The following is a 17,738-nucleotide window of genomic DNA, read 5'->3' on the forward strand; positions in this document are numbered from 1 at the left end:
CCTGCGCGGCGGAGCCGCACATCGGATGCGGCCGGGACGGGCGGGTGGGGGAAGGGAACTACCGGCTAGAGAACGTGGTCCACGGTCAGCACTTCCGTGATGCCCCGAGCGGCCAGATGCCCGGGATCCGCCGCCAGTTGGGCGAGCACCACCGCCGCCCGCCTCCCGTCGGCGGCGAGCCGCATCCACGCCTCGAAGAACGCCCCGCCCGGTGCGCACACGGACCGCCCCGGCGCGCCCTCCGTATCCCCCGCGTCCACGACCAGCGCGGTCCGGCGCGGGGCCGCCGGCCGCCGGGCCGCCCGGCTCTCCCGGGCGAGCCGCGCGATCACCTCGCCCGCGGGCTTGACCCGCCGGTCGTTGGTGAGCAGCCCCAGCCCGTACTCCAGCTCGGGGAAGTCCGCGAGCGCGCGGTCGACGTCGTGGGAGCACCACCAGGTGATGCCCCACAGGCCGGTGCAGTCCAGCGCGTTGGTGACGGTCGCCTCGGTGAACGCGGCCGCCTGCCCGGGGGCGATGTGCGGGGCGGGCGCCCCGACCTCCTGGAGCCACACCGGCCGGGCCGGGTCCTCGGCCCATGCCTTGGACAGCTCGATGAGGTACGCGGCGTGGTGCTCGGTGGCCGTGCCGCGCGGGCCGTGCCGTTGCGCGGTGCCGTCGAAGACCCAGGAGTGCACGGCGGTCATGGCACCCAGGCGGGCCGAGTGGGCGGGGGTGAAGGGGTGCGCGCCGTCGTACCAGGCGATGTCGTAGGAGGCGTGCAGATGCGTCCGGCCCGGCGCGGCCTTCTCGCAGGCGGCCAGCATCCGGCGCAGCCAGCGCTCCGCCTCACCCGGCCCGATCCGGTCGGGGTCGGGGTGCGGGTCGCCGGAGAACTGATTGGTCTCGTTGCCGACCGTCATGCCCAGGAAATACGGCCGGTCGGCGAGCGCGCCGGCGAGCGCGGCCAGATACTCCTCCTGCGCGGTGACGACCTGGGGGTCGGTGAAGAGGTTGCGGCGGTGCCAGGTCATGGTCCAGGAGGGGACGAAGTCGAAGCTGGAGAGGTGGCCCTGGAGGCCGTCCACGGCGACGTCGAGCCCGCGCTCGCCCGCCGCGTCGACGAGGCTCACCAGCTGTGCGACGGCGCGCGGGCGGATCAGCGCGCGGTTGGGCTGGAAGACGGGCCACAGGGGGAAGACACGGATGTGGTCCAGGCCGAGGGCGGCGATGGAGTCGAGGTCGGCGCGGATGTCGTCCAGGTCGAAGTCGAGCCAGTGGTGGAACCAGCCGCGGGTGGGGGTGTAGTTCACACCGAAGCGCATGGAGGTGTCCCTTCGGGCGGGGAGCGGGGTCAGCCCTTGACGGCGCCTTCGCCGACGCCGCGGAAGAAGTACCGCTGGAGGCAGGCGAACAGCACGATGAGCGGTGCGACGGCGATGATGGTGCCCGCGGCGACCAGCCGGGGGTTCTGCTGGAACGTTCCGTGCAGGTAGTTCAGGCCGACGGTCAGCGTGAAGCGGTCCGAGTCGGAGAGGACGATCAGCGGCCAGAGGAAGTCGTCCCACGCGCCCATGAAGGAGAAGATCGCGACGACGGCCAGGGTGCCGCGTACGGACGGCAGGGCGATCCGGTGAAACCGCTGCCAGACGTTCGCCCCGTCGATGACGGCCGCCTCCTCGATCTCGTACGGGAGGTTCGCGAAGGCGTTGCGCATCAGCAGCACATTGAGCGCGCCCACCGCGCCGGGCAGGACGACGGCGGTGAGGGTGTTGTTGAGGTGCAGGTCGCGCATCATGGTGAACTGCGCGATGACGATGGACTCCAGAGGGACGAGCAGCGCCACCACGAAGGCGAGCCCGGCGAGCCGCCGGCCGCGGAAGCGCAGCCGGGCCAGGGCGTATCCGGCCAGTGAGGCACCGACAAGGTTGGTGACCACATTGGTGAGAGCGACCTTGAGGGAGTTCAACGCATAGTCCCAGACCGGAATGATGTCGGCGACACCCGCATAATTCCCGGTGGTCGGATGCTCGGGCAGGAAGCCGGGCGGATAGGTGTAGATGTCCTCGGACGGGCCCTTGAACGAGGTGGACAGCTGCCAGAGGAACGGCCCGACGGTGATGCCCAGCACGACGAGCATCAGCAGATAGCGCAGCGCCTTCTCCCAGCCGGACGTCCGCGTCACGAGACGCTCTCCTTCCGGTCGGCGCGGAGCACCAGCAGCATCAGCAGCAGCGCGATCACGAAGACGACGAGGGACAGCGCCGAGGCGTATCCCACCCGCCCGTTGAGCCCGGTGCCGGTGCGCTGGACGAGCATCACCAGCGTGGTGTCCTGCCCGGCCGGTCCGCCGGTCGGGCCCGCCAGCAGATAGACCTCGGAGAAGACCTTGAAGGCGGCCACCGACGACAGCGCGCCGATCAGCACCATCGTGGAGCGCAGGGCCGGGACGGTCACACTGACGAAGCGCCGCAGGGCGCCGGCCCCGTCGACCGCGGCCGCCTCGTGCAGCTCGCGCGGGACGTTCGCGAGCGCCGCGAGATAAATGATCATGTAGTAGCCGAGGCCCTTCCACACCGTCAGCGCCATGGCGCTGAACAGCAGCAGCCACTCGTCACCGAGGAAGGCCACCGGGCCGGCCCCGAAGAAGCGCAGGATGCCGTTGACGAGCCCGCGGTCGTCCAGCATCCAGGCCCAGATCAGCGACACCACGACGACGGAGGCCACGACCGGGGTGTAGAAGGCGGAGCGGAAGAACGTCACGCCCGGGAGCCGCTTCTGCACCAGCAGCGCCAGCAGGAGCGGCAGCAGCACGGTGAAGGGCACGACCAGCAGGACGTACAGCCCGCTGTTGCGCAGGGCCACCCAGAACTGGTCGTCCCCCAGCATGTCCTGGAAGTTGCGCAGCCCCACCCAACTGCCCGGAGTCAGCGTGCGCGCGTCGGTGAACGCCTTCTGGACGGTGCTGACGAAGGGGTAGAGGTTGAAGGCGGCGATCACCCCGAGGCCGGGCAGCAGGAAGAGCCAGGGGCTGGCCGCGCGGTGGGTGCGCACAGGTGCGGAGGGCTGCTTCACGGCCGTCAGCTCTGCTTGAGGAGCTTGTCGCTCTGCGCGACGGCGTCGTCCAGCGCCCGCTGGGGCGACTTCTTGCCCTGAAGGGCCTTGGCGACCTCGTTCTTGAGGACGACCTTCATCTCCTCGCTCAGCACCACCGGCGTGTAATTGACCGCGCCCTTGAGCATTTTCGCAGAGGCCACCCGCACCCGGCCCTCGTCCGTCCCGTCGTCCTTGGTCCAGTAAGGGTCCTCCAGCGATCCCTTGGTGCTGGGAAAGACGGCGACTTTGTGCGCGAAGTCCTCCTGGTTCTTCCGGTCCGTGATGAAGTGCGCGAAAGCGACGGCCGCGGCCTTGTGCTTGCTCTGCTTGCTGACGGCCAGACCCATCACGTACATGTTCGGCTTGCCCGTGTTGTTCGGGGCGTCGGTGATGCCGAGCTCCTTGTACAGACCGGGCGCGCTCTGTTTGAAGGTGTCCAGGTCGTGGGCGCTGCCCGGATTCATGGCGACCTTCTGCTCCAGGAACTTCTGCCCAGCCTGCTCCGCGGTATTGGTGAGCGCCTGCGCGTCGAGCCCGCCGTGGGTATAGAGCTCCTTGTATCTGGTGAGCAGCTCGACGCCCTTGGGCTCGTTGTAGGTGAACTTCGTGGCGTCGGAGTTCATCAGCCGTACGCCGTAGCGCCCGAAGTCCTCGATGGACGGGGTGCCGGCGAGGGTCGCGGTCTTCCCGCCGGACCGTTTCGCCAGCGTGTCGGCGGTGGCGAACAGCTCGTCGTAGCTCTTCGGCGGCTTCTCCGGATCGAGCCCCGCCTGCCGGAAGAGCGCCTTGTTGTAGAACAGCGGACCCGTGTTGAGATACCAGGGAAAGGCGTACGAACCGTCCAGGCCCGGCAGCACGTTGCCCTGCCACGCCTCGGGCGTGTACTCGCCCTTGAACTTCGCGGCGGCCCGCTCCCGGTCCAGGTTCAGCAGCAGCCCGGCCTTGGCCAGCGGATAGGAGAGGTCGGGCGACACATTCACGACATCGGGCAGCGTGCCGCCGCCGGCGTCGGCGCTGAGTTTCTCCGCGTAGTTGTCGGCGGGCTGATCGATCCATTTGACCTTGACGCCCGGATGCTGTTTCTCGAATTCGCCGGCCAGGCCCTCGAAGTAGTCCTTGAATTTGCTGCGCAGATTCCAGGTCTGGAAGGTGATGCCGCCCTCCGGCTTGCCGTCCGCGGCATCGCCGTCCGAACCACCACCGGAGCCGCAGGCGGTGAGCAACAAGGCGGATGCGAGGAGCGGGACGGCGGCGGCAGCGGTTCTGCGGGAACGGGGCATGGCGCGGCGAACTCCTTCGGTAGGACCGGGAGGTGCGCAACAAAAGCTGCACCCGTGGCGGGGTGAAGTCAATACTTCCGCTGTCGGCTAATGCGCTTTAGCCTGCGGGGAGTTACGCTCGCTCGAGCGCTTCGGTACGGCCCCGCGCCCCGGGCGCGGGCAGAAGGAGAGCCCATGCGCCGCACCCCGGCCCGCCGCCCGACGATGAAGGACGTCGCGCGCCGCGCGGGCGTCTCCGAGAGCGCGGTCTCCTTCGCGCTCAACGGCCGCCCCGGCGTCTCCGACGCCACCCGCGCACGCGTGCGCCGGGTCGCCGAACAGCTCGGCTGGCAGCCCAGCACCGCGGCCCGGGCCCTGTCCGGCGAGGGGGCGGCCACGGTCGGACTCGTCCTGGCCAGGCCCGCCCGCACCCTGGGCGTCGAGTCCTTCTTCCTCCAACTGGTCTCCGGCGTGCAGGAAGTGCTCGCGGACCACCGCCTCGGCCTGCTCTTCCAGATGGCCGAGGACATCGACGCGGAGTGCGCGGTCTACCGCCGCTGGTGGGCCGAGCACCGCGTCGACGGGCTCCTCGTCGTCGACCCCCGGGCGGACGACCCGCGCCCGGCCCTGCTGGACGAACTCGGCCTGCCCGCCGTGGTCATCGGAGCGCTCGACGGGGACATCGGCGCCCACGGCGCGATCTCCAATCTCTGGGCCGACGACACCGGCGCCATGGCCTCCATCGTCGGCCACCTGCACGGCCTCGGGCACCGCCGCGTCACCCATGTCGCCGGCCTGCCCGAACTCGCCCACACCCGGCGCCGGATGGCCTGCCTGCGGGCCGAGGCCGAGCGGCGCGGCCTGCCCGACGTCACCTCGGTCACCACCGACTACTCCGACGCCCAGGGCGCCGCGGCCACCCGTCGGCTGCTGTCCGCGGCACGGCCGCCCACCGCCATCGTCTACGACAACGACGTCATGGCCGTCGCGGGCCTCGCCGTCGCCGCGGAGCTCGGGGTGTCCGTACCCGCCGAACTCTCCATCGTGGCCTGGGAGGACTCCGTCCTCTGCCGCAGCACGCACCCGCCCCTGACGGCGCTGACGCGCGACACCCCCGCCTTCGGCCGCCAGGCGGCCCGCCTCCTGACCGAGCTCCTGACGGGAGCCCCGGCCGGCCGCGTCCAGGCGGCGACCCCGCGTCTGACCGCCCGCGAGTCGACGGGCCGGGTGTAGCCGCGCGCGGCGGGCGGACCCCTTGAGGTCCGCTTTGGCGAAGGGGCGGGCCGTCCCCCCCGCTCGGCCACCCCTCAGCCTCGCCGGGCAGTTGAGGTCCGCCTTGGCGAAGGCGGGCCGTCCGCCCCGCTCGGCCACCCCCTACCCCCGGCCCTTACCAACCGCTTAGTATGCGAATCGCACGCCACCCCACCACCCCGGAGGACCCAGTGAAGGCATGGCGAGTGCACAGCAACGGCGAACCCCGGGACGTCATGCGTCTCGAGGACGTGGCGGACCCCCGGCCCGGGCCGGGCGAGGCCCTCATCCGCGTCCTCGCCGCCAACGTCAACTTCCCCGACGCGCTGCTGTGCCGCGGTCAGTACCAGGTCCGCCCGCCCCTGCCGTTCACCCCCGGCGTGGAGACCTGCGCGGAGATCCTCGCCCTCGGGGAGGGCGCGGAGGGCACGGTGGGGGCGCGCGTCCTCGCACAACCCGCCCTCCCCGCGGGTGGTTTCGCCGAGCGCGCCGTCGTGGACGCCCGGACCCTGCTGCCCGCCCCCGGGTCCCTGGACGACGCCGAGGCCGCCGCCCTGCACGTCGGCTACCAGACCGGCTGGTTCGGCCTGCACCGCAGGGCCCGCGTCCAGCCCGGCGAGACCCTGCTCGTCCACGCCGCCGCGGGCGGCGTCGGCAGCGCGGCCGTACAGCTCGGAAAGGCTGCCGGGGCCACGGTCATCGGCGTCGTCGGCGGCCCCGACAAGGCCCGCGAGGCCCGTGAGAACGGCTGCGACGTGGTGATCGACCGCCGCGCCGAGGACGTGATCGCGGCCGTCAAGGACGCCACCGGCGGCCACGGCGCGGACGTCGTCTACGACCCGGTCGGCGGCGACGCCTACACCCAGTCGACCAAGTGCGTCGCCTTCGAGGGCCGCATCGTGATCGTCGGCTTCGCGAGCGGCAAGATCCCCAGCGCGGCCCTCAACCACGCCCTGGTGAAGAACTACTCCATCCTCGGCCTGCACTGGGGCCTCTACAACACCAAGGACCCGGCCACCGTCCGCGCCTGCCACGACGAGCTGACGAAACTCGCCGCACAGGGCGCCATCCGCCCCCTCGTCAGCGAGCGCCTGCCGCTCACCGCGGCGGCCGACGCCGTCCAGCGCGTCGCCGACGGCACGACCACCGGCCGCCTCGTCGTCCTCCCCGCCCAGGAGGGCCCGCGATGAGCGCTCTGGACGCCGCGGAGTTGCGCGACCGCGTCGCCGCCCTCCTCGCCGCGCACGACCCGGCCACCACGGCGCCCCTCGACTTCCTGCGGGCCCGCTTCGACGCCGGGCTCGCCTGGATCCACTTCCCCGAAGGGCTCGGCGGCCTCGGCGCGCCCCGCTCCCTCCAACCGGTCGTCGACGCCGCGCTCGACGCGGCCGGTGCCCCGGACAACGACCCCCGCCGCATCGGCATCGGCCTCGGCATGGCCGCCCCCACGATCCTCCAGTACGGCACGGACGAACAGAAGCGGCGCTTCCTGCGGCCCCTGTGGACCGGCGAGGAGGTGTGGTGCCAGCTGTTCAGCGAACCGGGCGCCGGCTCCGACCTCGCCGGGCTCGCCACCCGGGCCGTGCGCGACGGCGACAGCTGGACCGTCGACGGCCAGAAGGTGTGGACCTCCAGCGCCCACCTCGCCCGCTGGGCGATCCTCATCGCCCGTACGGACCCCGACGTGCCCAAGCACCAGGGCATCACCTACTTCATCTGCGACATGACCGACCCGGGCGTCGAGGTGCGGCCGCTGCGCCAGATCACGGGCGAGGCGGAGTTCAACGAGGTCTTCCTCACGGGCGTACGGATCCCCGACGCGCACCGCCTCGGCGAGGCCGGTGACGGCTGGCGGGTCGCGCAGACCACCCTCATGAACGAACGGGTGGCCATCGGCGGGACGCGCGTACCCCGCGAAGGCGGCATGATCGGCGTCGTGGCCCGGACCTGGCGCGAACGCCCGGAGCTGCGCACCCACGACCTCCACCAGCGCCTGCTGAGCCTGTGGGTGGACGCCGAGGCGGCCCGCCTCACCGGCGAACGGCTCCGCCAGCAGCTGAGGCGCGGCCGCCCCGGACCCGAGGGCTCGGGCCTGAAACTCGCCTTCGCCCGGCTCAACCAGGAACTCAGCGCCCTGGAGCTCGAACTCCTCGCCGAGGACGGGCTCACCTATGAGGACTGGACCATGGTCCGGCCCGAACTCGTCGACTTCACCGGCCGCGACGCCGCCTACCGCTATCTGCGCGCCAAGGGCAACTCCATCGAAGGCGGCACCTCGGAGATCCTGCTCAACATCGTCGCCGAGCGCGTCCTCGGCCTGCCGCCCGAGCCCCGCAACGACAAGGACCTCCCGTGGAAGGACCTGCCCCGATGACGCCGGACCTGCTCTACTCCGAGGCCGAGGAGGACCTGCGCGCCGCCGTCCGCTCCCTGCTCACCGCCCACGGCGCCCCCGCGTCCGTCCTCGCCCGCGCCGAGGACGGCCAGCCGTACGACACCGGCCTCTGGCAGGCCCTCGCCGCGGACATGGGCACGGCCGGGCTGCTCGTGCCCGAGAAGTGCGGCGGCCAGGGCGGAACCGCCCGTGAGGCCGCCGTCGTCCTGGAGGAGCTCGGCCGCACCGTCGCCGACGTCCCCTTCCTGACCAGTGCCGTCCTGGCCGTACGCGCCCTGCTCGGCTGCGACACCGGCCGCCCCGAGGTCGCCGCCCCGCTCGCCGCCCTCGCCGAAGGCCGTCAGGTGGGCGCGCTCGCGGTGCCCCTGCCGACCGCCCCGGGCGCGTCCGCGCCGCCGTCCGTGCGCGCCGAAGCCACCGGTGCCGGGCGGGCGTCGCTCACCGGCACGGTCGACTCCGTCGCCGGTGCCGCCGGGTCCGGCATCCTCATCGTGCCCACGGACACCGGCCTCCACAGCGTGGACCCCACCGCGGAAGGTGTCACGGTCACACCGCTCACCGCGCTCGACCTCACCCGGCCGATCGCCCGGATCACTTTCTCCGGAGCCCCGGCCACGCTGCTCGCCGGGCCCGGCCGGGCCGCCGCCGCCCTGGACGCCGCGCTGCTCACCGGCGCCGGACTGCTCGCCTCCGAACAGCTCGGCGTCGCCGAGTGGTGCCTGGCCGAAACTGTGCGCCACGTCTCCGAGCGACGGCAGTTCGGCCGCCCCATCGGATCCTTCCAGGCACTCAAGCACCGGCTCGCGGCGCTCTGGCTGGACATCGCCTCGGCCCGCGCCACCGCCCGCAACGCCGCCGACGCGCTCGCGACCGAGGCCCCCGACACCGCTATCGCCGTCGCCGTGGCCCAGTCCCGCTGCGCCGAGGCCGCGGTTCGCGCCGCGGAGGAGTGCGTCCAACTGCACGGCGGCCTCGGCATGACCTGGGAACACCCGGCGCACCTCTACCTCAAGCGCGCCAAGACCGGCGTGACCGCCCTGGGCACGCCGGCCCGGCACCGCCAGTCCCTGGCGTGGCTGGCTGACGTGCCCGGCCCCGTCGCCTGAGGCGGATCAGGCGCGGATCCGGCCCGGGTCAGTGGCTGTTCCCGAGGGGCGCCGTCCTGTCCGCGCGGCTGTCCGGCGTGGTGAACGCGATGATCCTGGCGGCCCCGCGGGCCGCCAGGAACCGCCGCCGCTGCCAGCGCGAACGCGGCTGGACGCCCCCACGCTCCCTCTGCGGTAGGAGCGTGAGATCGGTGAGGCGCCGTCCGGCCTGGGCGAGTTCACCCAGGAGCCGTTCCCGGCGCCGCTCGTCCGCGGTGGCGTGCAACGCGGCGCAGAGGCCCTCGATCTCGGCCACCGCCGCTCCGATACGCAGGTTGCTACTGCCGGTCGATGGTGTCCCGCCCTGCGGCAACTGAGCTCCTTCCGTGCGCGATCCGGTGACCGTCCCCGACAGGGCCGGCTCTGTCGTTCCGATGGGCTGTCGGCTCCGCCGAGGGGAGTGCGGGGACGCGGCCGACGGGCGCCCCGTGCCGGTGGCCCGGCGGATCTAAGGGCTCGCCGGGTCGAAGCCGTACCGCAGGGGCGCTTCCTTCACACGCGGATCGCGCCGGTATACGTACAGCGCTTCGACGCGCATCCCGCTCGTGGAGTCCTCCACCGCACAGGGGTGGGTGACCTGCACCACTCCCGGCCGGTCGGCCAGCCGGATCAGCGCCCCGTCCGCCGGCCCGCCCTCGAGCACGGCCGTCTCCCATTCCGCCACGCCATCGTGTGTCATGAATGACACTTTAGGGGTTGCGCAACTGGGCAATACCAGCGAGTCGGTGAGGTCGGAGGTGAAACCGCTGCCCCACTGCCACGCGTCACTCACAGTGTCCGGACTCCTGTGCGGACAGCGCACCACAGATCAACCGCTGGAAAGGCAGAGACGACACCATGGGCATCATCGGCTGGATCATCCTGGGGTTGCTGGCCGGAGCGATCGCGAAGATCCTGCTGCCGGGACGCGACCCCGGTGGGTTGATCGGCACCACTCTCATCGGCATCGCCGGAGCGTTCATCGGCGGCTGGATGTCGGCCAAGTTCCTGCACAAGCCGATCAGTAACCACTTCTTCGACGCCGCCACCTGGGGCTCCGCGATCGCCGGCTCGCTCGTCCTGCTGATCGGATACCGCATCCTCTTCGGCAACTCGCGTGACTGATGCGCAACTGGCGTAACGGAGCCGCCAGTTCCCGGACCGGCTCAGGGCCGTGTCTCTAGTGTGATCCGAGTGAAGAGACATATAGCGTTCGAGCGCCTGCACAACTTCCGGGACCTGGGCGGCTACCGGGCCGCCGACGGTCGCACCGTCGGCTGGGGCCGCCTCTTCCGCTCCGACTCGCTGGGCAAGCTGCGCGGCGACGACTGGGACCGCTTCCTCGCCCTGGGTGTCCGCACCGTGATCGACCTGCGGTACCCCTGGGAGATCGAGCGCAGCGGACGCGTCCCGCGCCACGAGGGGCTGGCCTATCACCACCTGAGCATCGAGCACCGGCCGTACGACCAGGCGGGCCTGGCCCCGGACGTCGAGCCCGCGCGCTTCCTCGCCGACAAGTACGCCGAGGTCGCCCACGACGGCGCCAAGGAGATCCGGCGCGCGCTGGAGATCATCGCCGACGACACCGCCCCGCTGGTGTTCCACTGCCACTCCGGCAAGGACCGCACCGGCCTGCTGGCCATGCTCGTCCTCGTCCTGCTCGGAGTGCGCGAGGACGACATCGTCGCCGACTTCGCCCTGACCGGCCTCGCCACCGAGCGCCTGGTGGCCGAATGGCACGCCGGTTACCCCCACCTCACGCTCACCTGGCCCGCCTACGGCCGCGCCCCCGCGGAGATCATGCGCCTCTTCCTGGCCGACCTGAGCGCCCGTTACGGATCGGTGCGCGGCTATGCCGCGGAGCGGCTCGGCGTCGACGACGACCTGGCGGCCGCGCTGCGCGACCGGCTGCTGACGCCCTGACCGTGTCGGCCTCCCACCTTAAAACCTAGGTGTGTTAGGTTTCTGCCTGTGCATACTAGGAACGTGAAGGAGGCGGCCGCATGGTGCGCGCAGGGCTGACCGTTGCCAAGCTGACGGAAGCGGCCGGGGAGCTCGCGGACGAGAGCGGGATCGACGAGGTCACGCTCTCCGCCCTCGCCCGGCGCTTCGGGGTGAAGGACGCGAGCCTGTACTCGCATGTCAAGAACGTGCGGGACCTCCGGGTGCGGGTCGCGCTGCGGGCCTCCGAGGAGATGACCGGCCGCATCGCGGCGGCCGTGGCGGGCCGGGCCGGCAAGGACGCGCTCGTCGCCTTCGCCGACGCCTACCGCGACTACGCCCTCGAGCACCCGGGCCGCTACGCGGCGACCCAGATGCGCCTCGACCCCGAAGAGGTCGCCGACTCCGTCGGCCTGCGCCGCAGCGTCGAGCTGACCTACGGCATGCTGCGCGCCTACGGCCTCACCGAGCCCGACCTGACCGACGCGGGCCGCCTCCTGCGCAGCACCTTCCACGGCTACATCCACCTGGAGCTCAGCGGCGGCTTCGGTCACTCCCGCGACGTACGCGCGTCGTGGTCGCGCTCACTCGACGCCCTGCACGTCCTCCTGGAGAACTGGCCGTCCCGACACGCTGGGAGCGAACGATGACCAAGCCCACGACAGGCACCCTCGCGGTGCCCGGCGCCACCCTGCACTACGAGAAGCGCGGCAGCGGCCCGGTCCTGCTGCTGATCCCCGGCGGTGCCGGTGACGCCGGGATGTACGAGGGAATCGCGACGCGCCTCGCCGCCCACTGCACCGTGGTCTCCTACGACCCGCGCGGCCTGTCCCGCAGCCCCCTCGACGGCCCCCTCGCCGACCAGCGGGTGGAGGTCTGGAGCGACGACGCGCGCCGGCTCCTCGACCTGCTCTCCCCGGACCGGGAGGCGTACGTCCTGGGCAACAGCTCGGGCGCCATCGTCGCGCTGGACCTCCTGGCCCGGCACCCCGAACGGCTGCGCCGCGTGGTCGCCCACGAGCCGCCGCTCCTGGAGGTCCTCGAGGACCCCGCGCCGCACCGCGCGCTCTTCGCCGAGGTGCGCGAGCTCTTCTGCGAGGAGGGGCTCGGTGCCGCGATGGCCCGCTTCAGCGAGGGCCTGGGGGACGACCGCTCCGCGGAGGAGGCGACGGAACTGCCGCCCGAGATCCAGGAGATGCTCCCGCGGATGCACGCCAACTTCCCCGTCTTCCTGAAGCACATGCTGTGCCCGTTCTCGGGCACGGCCCTGGACATCGTCGCCCTCCACCGCGCCTCGAACCGCCTGACCCTGGCCGCCGGCCGTGACTCCCGCGCCCAGACCCCTCTCTACGGCCCGGCCGCCCGCCTGTCCGACCTGCTCGGCACCCCCCTCGTGGAATTCAAGGGCGGCCACCTCGGCTGCACGGAACACCCGGAGGACTTCGCGAAGCAGTTGCTGACGGTGCTGGCGTGAGGCTGTGCGCCTGAGGTTCCGACCTGGATCATGACTTCACCTGTCAGACGATCGGGGTGATGTCCCCGCTGCGACCGGCAGGCGGAACCGTCCGAGGGTTCCGCGGACGGTCCCGCTGACCCCCACCCGGGTGGCGCCGGGAGTCAGGTCACTTCTTGCGCGACTTGTTCAGCTGCTCCCTAGCCTCCTTGAGCACTTTCAGTTGCCGGTTGAGCTGGCCGCGCTTGGTCCAGTCGCCAGGATGTTGCCAACAGCGGGATGTTCCGGGTGACACCGCTCGCTCGCATCGCTTACCGGTCCCGGTCCGGGCCCCGCACTTCTGTGAAACCTTGGCCACTGTTGCCCCCTCCCCTTTGTGTTCGGGCGCCGTCTTCTTGTCCGGGCGCACCGCCGAGCCTTCATCAAGGTGTGGGTAACGGACAGGGCGTACAACGGGCTGAATGGCGGCACCGGGGGCATTCCTGACGCGCAGCGAGGGGTTCCCGCTCCTGGTCGACCCGGATGGCTCCCCGTTTGGCTCCCCAGGGCCGCCCGACGCCGGGCCGACCCCTCTGGCCTGCACCAAAGCCCCCACCCCATGACCTCTCCTTTGCATACTGTTTAATTGCAACTGGTTCGCAATAGCAGAAAAACGTGAGTAAGAGGGTGTGGGGCATGACGGCCCGGTCCGTACGGGGAGTGGCCGCCGCGGCCATGGCAGGGGTTCTCGCGGCAGGTGCCGCGGCGTGTTCGACGCCCGGTGGGGGGAAGGACAAGGAGTCGCTCGTCGTCGGGCTCGCCAATGAGCCCGAGACGCTCAGCCCGCTGCTCGGCTACGGCAAGGACGGCAACTCCAAGATCTTCGACGGGCTGCTGCGCCGCGACGCGGACATGAGGCTCCGGCCCGCCCTCGCCGCCGAGCTGCCCGCGGTGGCCGACGACGGGAAGACATACACGTACAAGCTCCGGCACGGCGTGAAGTTCAGCGACGGCGAGCCGTTCACCGCGAAGGACGTGGTCTTCACCTACCGGACCATCCTCGACGAGAAGACCAACAACGCCGCCAAGGGCGAGCTCGACGCCATCGACGGGGTGCGCGCGGAGGGCGACGACACCGTCGTCTTCACGCTGAAGTACCCGTACGCGCCGTTCGCCGAGCGCACCGTGCTGCCCATCGCCCCCGAGCACGCGGCCAAGGGACAGGACGTCAACACCGGTTCGTTCAACACGGCGCCGATCGGCACCGGCCCGTACGTCCTCACCGGCTGGAGCAAGGGCGAGAAGCTCAGCTTCAAGGCCAACCCCGACTACTGGGGCGGCGAGCCGAAGATCAAGAAGCTCACCATGGCGATCGTCAAGGACGACGACATCCGCGCCACGCGCCTGCGCAACGGCGACCTCGACGGCGCCATCCTGCCGCCGAACCTCGCCAAGAGCTTCAAGGGCGACAAGTCCAAGCTGTCCGTCACCGCCCGGACCACCGACTTCCGCGGCGTCACCCTGCCCACGGCGAACAAGGTGACCGGCGACATCGCCGTCCGCCGCGCCCTCGACCTCGCCGTCGACCGCAAGGCCATGGTCGACAAGCTGCTCGAAGGCGCGGGCAAGGCGGGCTACGGCCCGGTCCCCACCGACAGCGAGTGGTTCGCCAAGGGCACCGAGCGCCCGTACGACCTCGACAAGGCGAAGAAGCTGCTCGACGACGCCGGCTGGAAGACCGGCGACGGCGGCATCCGCGAGAAGGACGGGCAGCGCGCGGAGTTCACCCTCTGGTTCCCCGCCGGTGACAAGCTCCGCCAGGACCACGCCCTGGCCTTCGCCTCCGACGCCAAGAAGGCCGGCCTCAAGGTCGAGGTGCAGAGCGGCACCTGGGAGGTCATCGAACCGCGGATGAAGAACGACGCGGTCCTGGCCGGCGGCGGCAACCCCGCCGACCCCGACTTCGACCTCTACAACCTGCTCCACTCCTCGCTCGCCCTCGACGGCTTCAACAACATGGCCGCCTACGCGGACCCCGAGGTGGACAAGGCCCTGGAGGAAGGGCGCCGCAGCGGCGACAAGGGCGCCCGCAAGGCCGCCTACGAGAAGGTCCAGCGGGGGCTCGCCGACAACCCCGGCTACACCTTCCTCACCCACGTCGACCACCTCTACGTCATGAACGACGAGTGGCAGGACATCACCACCCAGGTCGAGCCCCACGACCACGGCCTGGGCGCCGGACCGTGGTGGAACGTCGAGTCCTGGCAGCCGAAGAAGTGACCCGCGCCGCCGTCCGGCTCCCCTGGGGGCCGATGGCGCGCATGGCCGGACGGCGGCTGTTGGCCGCCGTCCCCGTGCTCGCCGCCGTCACCTTCGGCGTCTTCGCCATCGCCGCGGCCTCGCCCTTCGACCCGGCCCAGGCGTACGCGGGCTCCGCCGGGCTGAGCGCGGGCCAGGGGGTCCTCGACCAGCTGCGCGAGAACCTCGGCGCCGACCGGCCGTTCGCCGTCCGCTGGTGGGACTGGATCACCGCCGCCGTCACCGGCGACCTCGGCGACTCCACCTCCCTGCGCCAGCCCGTCGCCCAGGTCATCGGCGAGCGCATCGGCTGGTCCGTGCTCCTGTGCGCTGTCGCGTTCGCGCTGGCGGTCACCGCCGGCACGGCGCTGGGTGTCCTCGCGGCACGGCGCCGGGGCGGCCTGTTCGACCGGGCCGTGACCTCCGTGGCGTACGCGCTCGAAGCGGCGCCGCCCTTCTGGCTCGGGCTGCTCGCCATCTGGTTCCTCGCCCTCAAGCTCGACGCCCTGCCGTCCGGCGGGCTCACCGACACGGGCAGCGACGCGGCCACCCCCGGCCAGGTCGTCTCCCATCTCGTCCTGCCCGCGCTGGTGCTCGCCGTCTCCCAGCTGCCGTGGTTCGTGCTGTACGTACGCCAGGGCGTCGGCGACGCGCTGGAGGAGGACCCCGTGCGCGGCGCACGCGCGCGCGGCCTGCGCGAACGGACCGTCCTCCTCCACCACGCCCTGCGCTCCGGGCTGCTGCCCGTCCTCACGCTCATCGGTTCGCGCGTCCCCGAACTCATCACCGGCGCGCTCCTGGTGGAGACGGTCTTCAGCTGGCCCGGCATCGCGTCCGCGACCGTGGAGGCGGCCACCAAGGTCGACTTCCCGCTGCTCGCGGCCCTGACCGTGCTCGCCACGGCCGCGGTCCTGGTGGGCAACCTGCTGTCCGACCTGCTGTACGGACTGGCCGACCCGAGGGTGGGATTCGATGGCTGACACCCTCGGCGGCACGACCCGGCGGGCCCTGCGCGTGCCGCCCCCGAGCGTCTCCGGCGTGCTCGTCGCGGCCGTCGTCCTCGTCGCGCTGCTGGTGCCCGCGCTCGTCCCCCTGGACGAGCAGGCCGTCGACCTCGGCGCCAAGCTCCGCCCGCCGTCCTGGGCCCACCCCTTCGGTACCGACGAGGTCGGCCGCGACCTGCTGCTGCGCTGCGTCTACGGGCTGCGTGTCTCCCTCCTCGTCGGCGTGGTCGCGGCCTTCTCGGCGACGGTCGTCGGTACGGCGGTCGGCGCGCTGGCGGGCGCGCTCGGCGGCTGGGCGGACCGCGTCGTGATGCGGGTCGTCGACCTGTGCTCCTCGGTGCCGCATCTGCTGCTCGGCATCTTCATCGTGGCGATGTTCCGGCCGGGCGTCTGGCCGGTGATCGTCTCGGTCGCCTTCACCCACTGGCTGTCGACCGCCCGGATCGTCCGGGCCGAGGTGCTGTCGCTGCGCTCTCGCCCGTACATCGACGCGGCCGTGGCAGGCGGCTCGTCCCGGTGGCGCGTCACCGTGCGGCACCTCCTGCCGGGCGTGCTGCCGCAGGCCGGGCTCGCGGCGGTGCTGATGGTCCCGCACGCGATCTGGCACGAGTCCGCGCTGTCCTTCCTGGGCCTCGGGCTGCCCACCCACCAGGCGAGCCTCGGCAACATGGTCCAGGCCGCCCGGGGTTCGCTGCTCGCCGGTGACTGGTGGCCGACCCTCTTCCCCGGCCTGTTCATCATCGTCCCCACCCTGGCCATCGCGGGCCTCGCGGCCGCCTGGCGGGACCGGCTCAATCCGCGCCGCCGATCGGAGCTGACGCTGTGACCACGAGTGCCCCCGAAGAGACCGCGCCGCCCGGCGGCCGGGACGCGGACGGGCCCGTCCTGTCCGTACGCGGCCTGTCCGTCCGCTTCCGGATGCGCGCCGGCGGAGACGTCGCCGCGGTCACCGACGCCACCTTCGACGTACGGCCGGGGGAGTGCCTCGCGCTGATCGGCGAGAGCGGCTGCGGCAAGTCCGTTCTTGCCTCCGCGCTGCTGGGACTGCTGCCGGCCAACGCCCGGACGGCGGGACAGGCGCTGCTCGCGGGGACCGGCGCCGCCGGTGGGGCCGACGGCGGGCTCGACCTCCTCGCCGCCGACGAGCGCACGCTGGCCCGCACCGTACGCGGTCGGCGCATCGGCCTCGTACCCCAGAGCCCGGCCGCGCACCTCACGCCCGTACGCACCGTGCGCTCGCACCTCCACGAGACACTGCGCGAGCTGACCGGGATCCGGAAGACCGGCCGCCGGAAGGACGCTCTCCACCAGGACGCGCGCCGGAAGGACGCTCCGCACCGGGACGCCCGTCCGGAAGACGGTCTTCCGGCAGCCGGTCCCGGAACGACCGCGCCCCGGAAGGACGGCCTCCGGGAAGCCGGTGAAGCCGCCGCCGCGCGCGCCGCGTTCCCCGCCGACCACCTCGACCGCCACCCCCACGAGCTCTCCGGCGGCCTCGCCCAGCGCGCGGCCACCGCCCTCGCCCTGGTCGGGAACGCCCCGCTGCTCCTCGCCGACGAGCCGACCACCGGCCTCGACCGCGACCTCGTGGACCGTACGGCCGACGAACTGCGCCGGCACGCCGACTCCGGGCACGCCCTGCTGATGATCACCCACGACCTCGCGGCGGCGGAGCGCATCGCCGACCGCGTCGCCGTGATGTACGCGGGCCGCATCGTCGAAATCACCGATGCCACCACGTTCTTCGGCACCGGAGGACCCCGCCACCCGTACGCCCGCAGGCTGCTCGACGCCCTGCCCGAGCGCGCCTTCACCCCGATCCCCGGCATGCCGCCCGAACTCGGCGACCTGCCGCCCGGCTGCGCCTTCGCCGCCCGCTGCGTCAAGGCGACGGACGCCTGCGGAACGGTGCCGCCTCTCGTCGACGGCGTCGCCTGTCACCACCCGGAGGAGAGCTGA

General features: G+C 72.1%; 18 protein-coding genes. 12 read left to right on the forward strand and 6 right to left on the reverse strand.

The window, feature by feature from the left end:
- Positions 1–65 precede the first annotated feature (65 nt).
- Genes ACZ4A5_RS10305 through ACZ4A5_RS10320 form a run of 4 tightly spaced genes read right to left on the reverse strand, consistent with a single transcriptional unit; the run spans position 66 to position 4,355 of the window.
- Complete coding sequence (locus ACZ4A5_RS10305; protein WP_467580838.1) at positions 66–1,304, reverse strand: glycoside hydrolase 5 family protein; 1,239 nt, start codon at positions 1,302–1,304, stop codon at positions 66–68.
- Positions 1,305–1,333: 29 nt separating this feature from the next.
- Entirely contained in the window at positions 1,334–2,119 is a 786-nt protein-coding gene (locus tag ACZ4A5_RS10310; protein WP_467581229.1) for a carbohydrate ABC transporter permease, read from the reverse strand.
- Between the two features lie 41 nt (positions 2,120–2,160).
- Complete coding sequence (locus tag ACZ4A5_RS10315) at positions 2,161–3,063, reverse strand: carbohydrate ABC transporter permease (protein ID WP_467581232.1); 903 nt, start codon at positions 3,061–3,063, stop codon at positions 2,161–2,163.
- On the reverse strand, positions 3,060–4,355 hold the full coding sequence (locus tag ACZ4A5_RS10320) for an ABC transporter substrate-binding protein (protein WP_467580841.1): 1,296 nt from the start codon (positions 4,353–4,355) through the stop codon (positions 3,060–3,062). The genes ACZ4A5_RS10315 and ACZ4A5_RS10320 overlap by 4 nt, the downstream gene beginning before the upstream one ends.
- Positions 4,356–4,529: 174 nt before the next feature.
- Here ACZ4A5_RS10320 and ACZ4A5_RS10325 point away from each other — a divergent pair, with 174 nt between their 5' ends.
- The 4 genes from ACZ4A5_RS10325 (at position 4,530) to ACZ4A5_RS10340 (ending at position 9,086) form a co-directional block, all read left to right on the forward strand.
- Positions 4,530–5,567 (forward strand): LacI family DNA-binding transcriptional regulator, encoded by a 1,038-nt coding sequence (locus ACZ4A5_RS10325; protein WP_467580844.1) that lies wholly within the window; start codon positions 4,530–4,532, stop codon positions 5,565–5,567.
- 209 nt (positions 5,568–5,776) lie between these two features.
- A complete protein-coding gene (locus tag ACZ4A5_RS10330) occupies positions 5,777–6,775 on the forward strand; it encodes an NADPH:quinone oxidoreductase family protein (protein ID WP_467580847.1) in 999 nt (332 codons plus the stop codon).
- Entirely contained in the window at positions 6,772–7,959 is a 1,188-nt protein-coding gene (locus ACZ4A5_RS10335; protein ID WP_467580850.1) for an acyl-CoA dehydrogenase family protein, read from the forward strand. The genes ACZ4A5_RS10330 and ACZ4A5_RS10335 overlap by 4 nt, the downstream gene beginning before the upstream one ends.
- Entirely contained in the window at positions 7,956–9,086 is a 1,131-nt protein-coding gene (locus ACZ4A5_RS10340; RefSeq protein WP_467580853.1) for an acyl-CoA dehydrogenase family protein, read from the forward strand. Before ACZ4A5_RS10335 ends, ACZ4A5_RS10340 begins: the two co-directional genes overlap by 4 nt.
- A gap of 28 nt (positions 9,087–9,114) precedes the next feature.
- Here ACZ4A5_RS10340 and ACZ4A5_RS10345 read toward each other — a convergent pair whose 3' ends face one another.
- Both ACZ4A5_RS10345 and ACZ4A5_RS10350 read right to left on the reverse strand, forming a co-directional pair.
- Positions 9,115–9,381 (reverse strand): hypothetical protein, encoded by a 267-nt coding sequence (locus ACZ4A5_RS10345; protein WP_467580856.1) that lies wholly within the window; start codon positions 9,379–9,381, stop codon positions 9,115–9,117.
- A gap of 192 nt (positions 9,382–9,573) precedes the next feature.
- Positions 9,574–9,804 carry a hypothetical protein gene (locus tag ACZ4A5_RS10350; protein WP_467580859.1) on the reverse strand — a complete coding sequence of 77 codons (231 nt, stop codon included), beginning with the start codon at positions 9,802–9,804 and terminating at the stop codon, positions 9,574–9,576.
- Positions 9,805–9,962: 158 nt separating this feature from the next.
- On the opposite strand from ACZ4A5_RS10350, the gene ACZ4A5_RS10355 reads away from it, so the two are divergent.
- From ACZ4A5_RS10355 to ACZ4A5_RS10390, 8 genes are all read left to right on the forward strand, one after another.
- Positions 9,963–10,229: a GlsB/YeaQ/YmgE family stress response membrane protein gene (locus ACZ4A5_RS10355; protein WP_467580862.1), complete on the forward strand. Its 267-nt coding sequence runs from the start codon at positions 9,963–9,965 to the stop codon at positions 10,227–10,229.
- 69 nt (positions 10,230–10,298) lie between these two features.
- A complete protein-coding gene (locus tag ACZ4A5_RS10360; protein WP_467580865.1) occupies positions 10,299–11,027 on the forward strand; it encodes a tyrosine-protein phosphatase in 729 nt (242 codons plus the stop codon).
- 80 nt (positions 11,028–11,107) lie between these two features.
- Positions 11,108–11,695, forward strand: a complete 588-nt coding sequence (locus ACZ4A5_RS10365) for a TetR/AcrR family transcriptional regulator (RefSeq protein ID WP_467580868.1) — start codon at positions 11,108–11,110, stop codon at positions 11,693–11,695.
- Entirely contained in the window at positions 11,692–12,519 is an 828-nt protein-coding gene (locus tag ACZ4A5_RS10370) for an alpha/beta fold hydrolase (protein ID WP_467580872.1), read from the forward strand. The genes ACZ4A5_RS10365 and ACZ4A5_RS10370 overlap by 4 nt, the downstream gene beginning before the upstream one ends.
- Before the next feature lie 654 nt (positions 12,520–13,173).
- Positions 13,174–14,757 carry an ABC transporter substrate-binding protein gene (locus tag ACZ4A5_RS10375; protein WP_467580876.1) on the forward strand — a complete coding sequence of 528 codons (1,584 nt, stop codon included), beginning with the start codon at positions 13,174–13,176 and terminating at the stop codon, positions 14,755–14,757.
- Between the two features lie 41 nt (positions 14,758–14,798).
- A complete protein-coding gene (locus ACZ4A5_RS10380; protein WP_467581235.1) occupies positions 14,799–15,755 on the forward strand; it encodes an ABC transporter permease in 957 nt (318 codons plus the stop codon).
- The gene (locus ACZ4A5_RS10385; RefSeq protein ID WP_467580878.1) at positions 15,748–16,605 is read left to right on the forward strand and encodes an ABC transporter permease; all 858 of its coding nucleotides are present in this window, start codon (positions 15,748–15,750) and stop codon (positions 16,603–16,605) included. The genes ACZ4A5_RS10380 and ACZ4A5_RS10385 overlap by 8 nt, the downstream gene beginning before the upstream one ends.
- A 92-nt stretch (positions 16,606–16,697) precedes the next feature.
- Positions 16,698–17,738, forward strand: coding sequence for an ABC transporter ATP-binding protein (locus ACZ4A5_RS10390; RefSeq protein ID WP_467581238.1), 1,041 nt, complete (start codon positions 16,698–16,700; stop codon positions 17,736–17,738).

The sequence above is a fragment of the Streptomyces sp. NPDC025618 genome (assembly GCF_055558795.1).

Coding starts and splice junctions, on each gene's coding strand:
- ACZ4A5_RS10390 (WP_467581238.1), top strand. CDS start 16,698: ATGCGCGCCGGCGGAGACGTCGCCGCGGTCACCGACGCCACCTTCGAC.
- ACZ4A5_RS10355 (WP_467580862.1), top strand. CDS start 9,963: ATGGGCATCATCGGCTGGATCATCCTGGGGTTGCTGGCCGGAGCGATC.
- ACZ4A5_RS10375 (WP_467580876.1), top strand. CDS start 13,174: ATGACGGCCCGGTCCGTACGGGGAGTGGCCGCCGCGGCCATGGCAGGG.
- ACZ4A5_RS10325 (WP_467580844.1), top strand. CDS start 4,530: ATGCGCCGCACCCCGGCCCGCCGCCCGACGATGAAGGACGTCGCGCGC.
- ACZ4A5_RS10335 (WP_467580850.1), top strand. CDS start 6,772: ATGAGCGCTCTGGACGCCGCGGAGTTGCGCGACCGCGTCGCCGCCCTC.
- ACZ4A5_RS10370 (WP_467580872.1), top strand. CDS start 11,692: ATGACCAAGCCCACGACAGGCACCCTCGCGGTGCCCGGCGCCACCCTG.
- ACZ4A5_RS10365 (WP_467580868.1), top strand. CDS start 11,108: ATGGTGCGCGCAGGGCTGACCGTTGCCAAGCTGACGGAAGCGGCCGGG.
- ACZ4A5_RS10305 (WP_467580838.1), bottom strand. CDS start 1,304: ATGCGCTTCGGTGTGAACTACACCCCCACCCGCGGCTGGTTCCACCAC.
- ACZ4A5_RS10340 (WP_467580853.1), top strand. CDS start 7,956: ATGACGCCGGACCTGCTCTACTCCGAGGCCGAGGAGGACCTGCGCGCC.
- ACZ4A5_RS10380 (WP_467581235.1), top strand. CDS start 14,799: ATGGCCGGACGGCGGCTGTTGGCCGCCGTCCCCGTGCTCGCCGCCGTC.
- ACZ4A5_RS10320 (WP_467580841.1), bottom strand. CDS start 4,355: ATGCCCCGTTCCCGCAGAACCGCTGCCGCCGCCGTCCCGCTCCTCGCA.
- ACZ4A5_RS10310 (WP_467581229.1), bottom strand. CDS start 2,119: ATGCTCGTCGTGCTGGGCATCACCGTCGGGCCGTTCCTCTGGCAGCTG.
- ACZ4A5_RS10385 (WP_467580878.1), top strand. CDS start 15,748: ATGGCTGACACCCTCGGCGGCACGACCCGGCGGGCCCTGCGCGTGCCG.
- ACZ4A5_RS10350 (WP_467580859.1), bottom strand. CDS start 9,804: ATGACACACGATGGCGTGGCGGAATGGGAGACGGCCGTGCTCGAGGGC.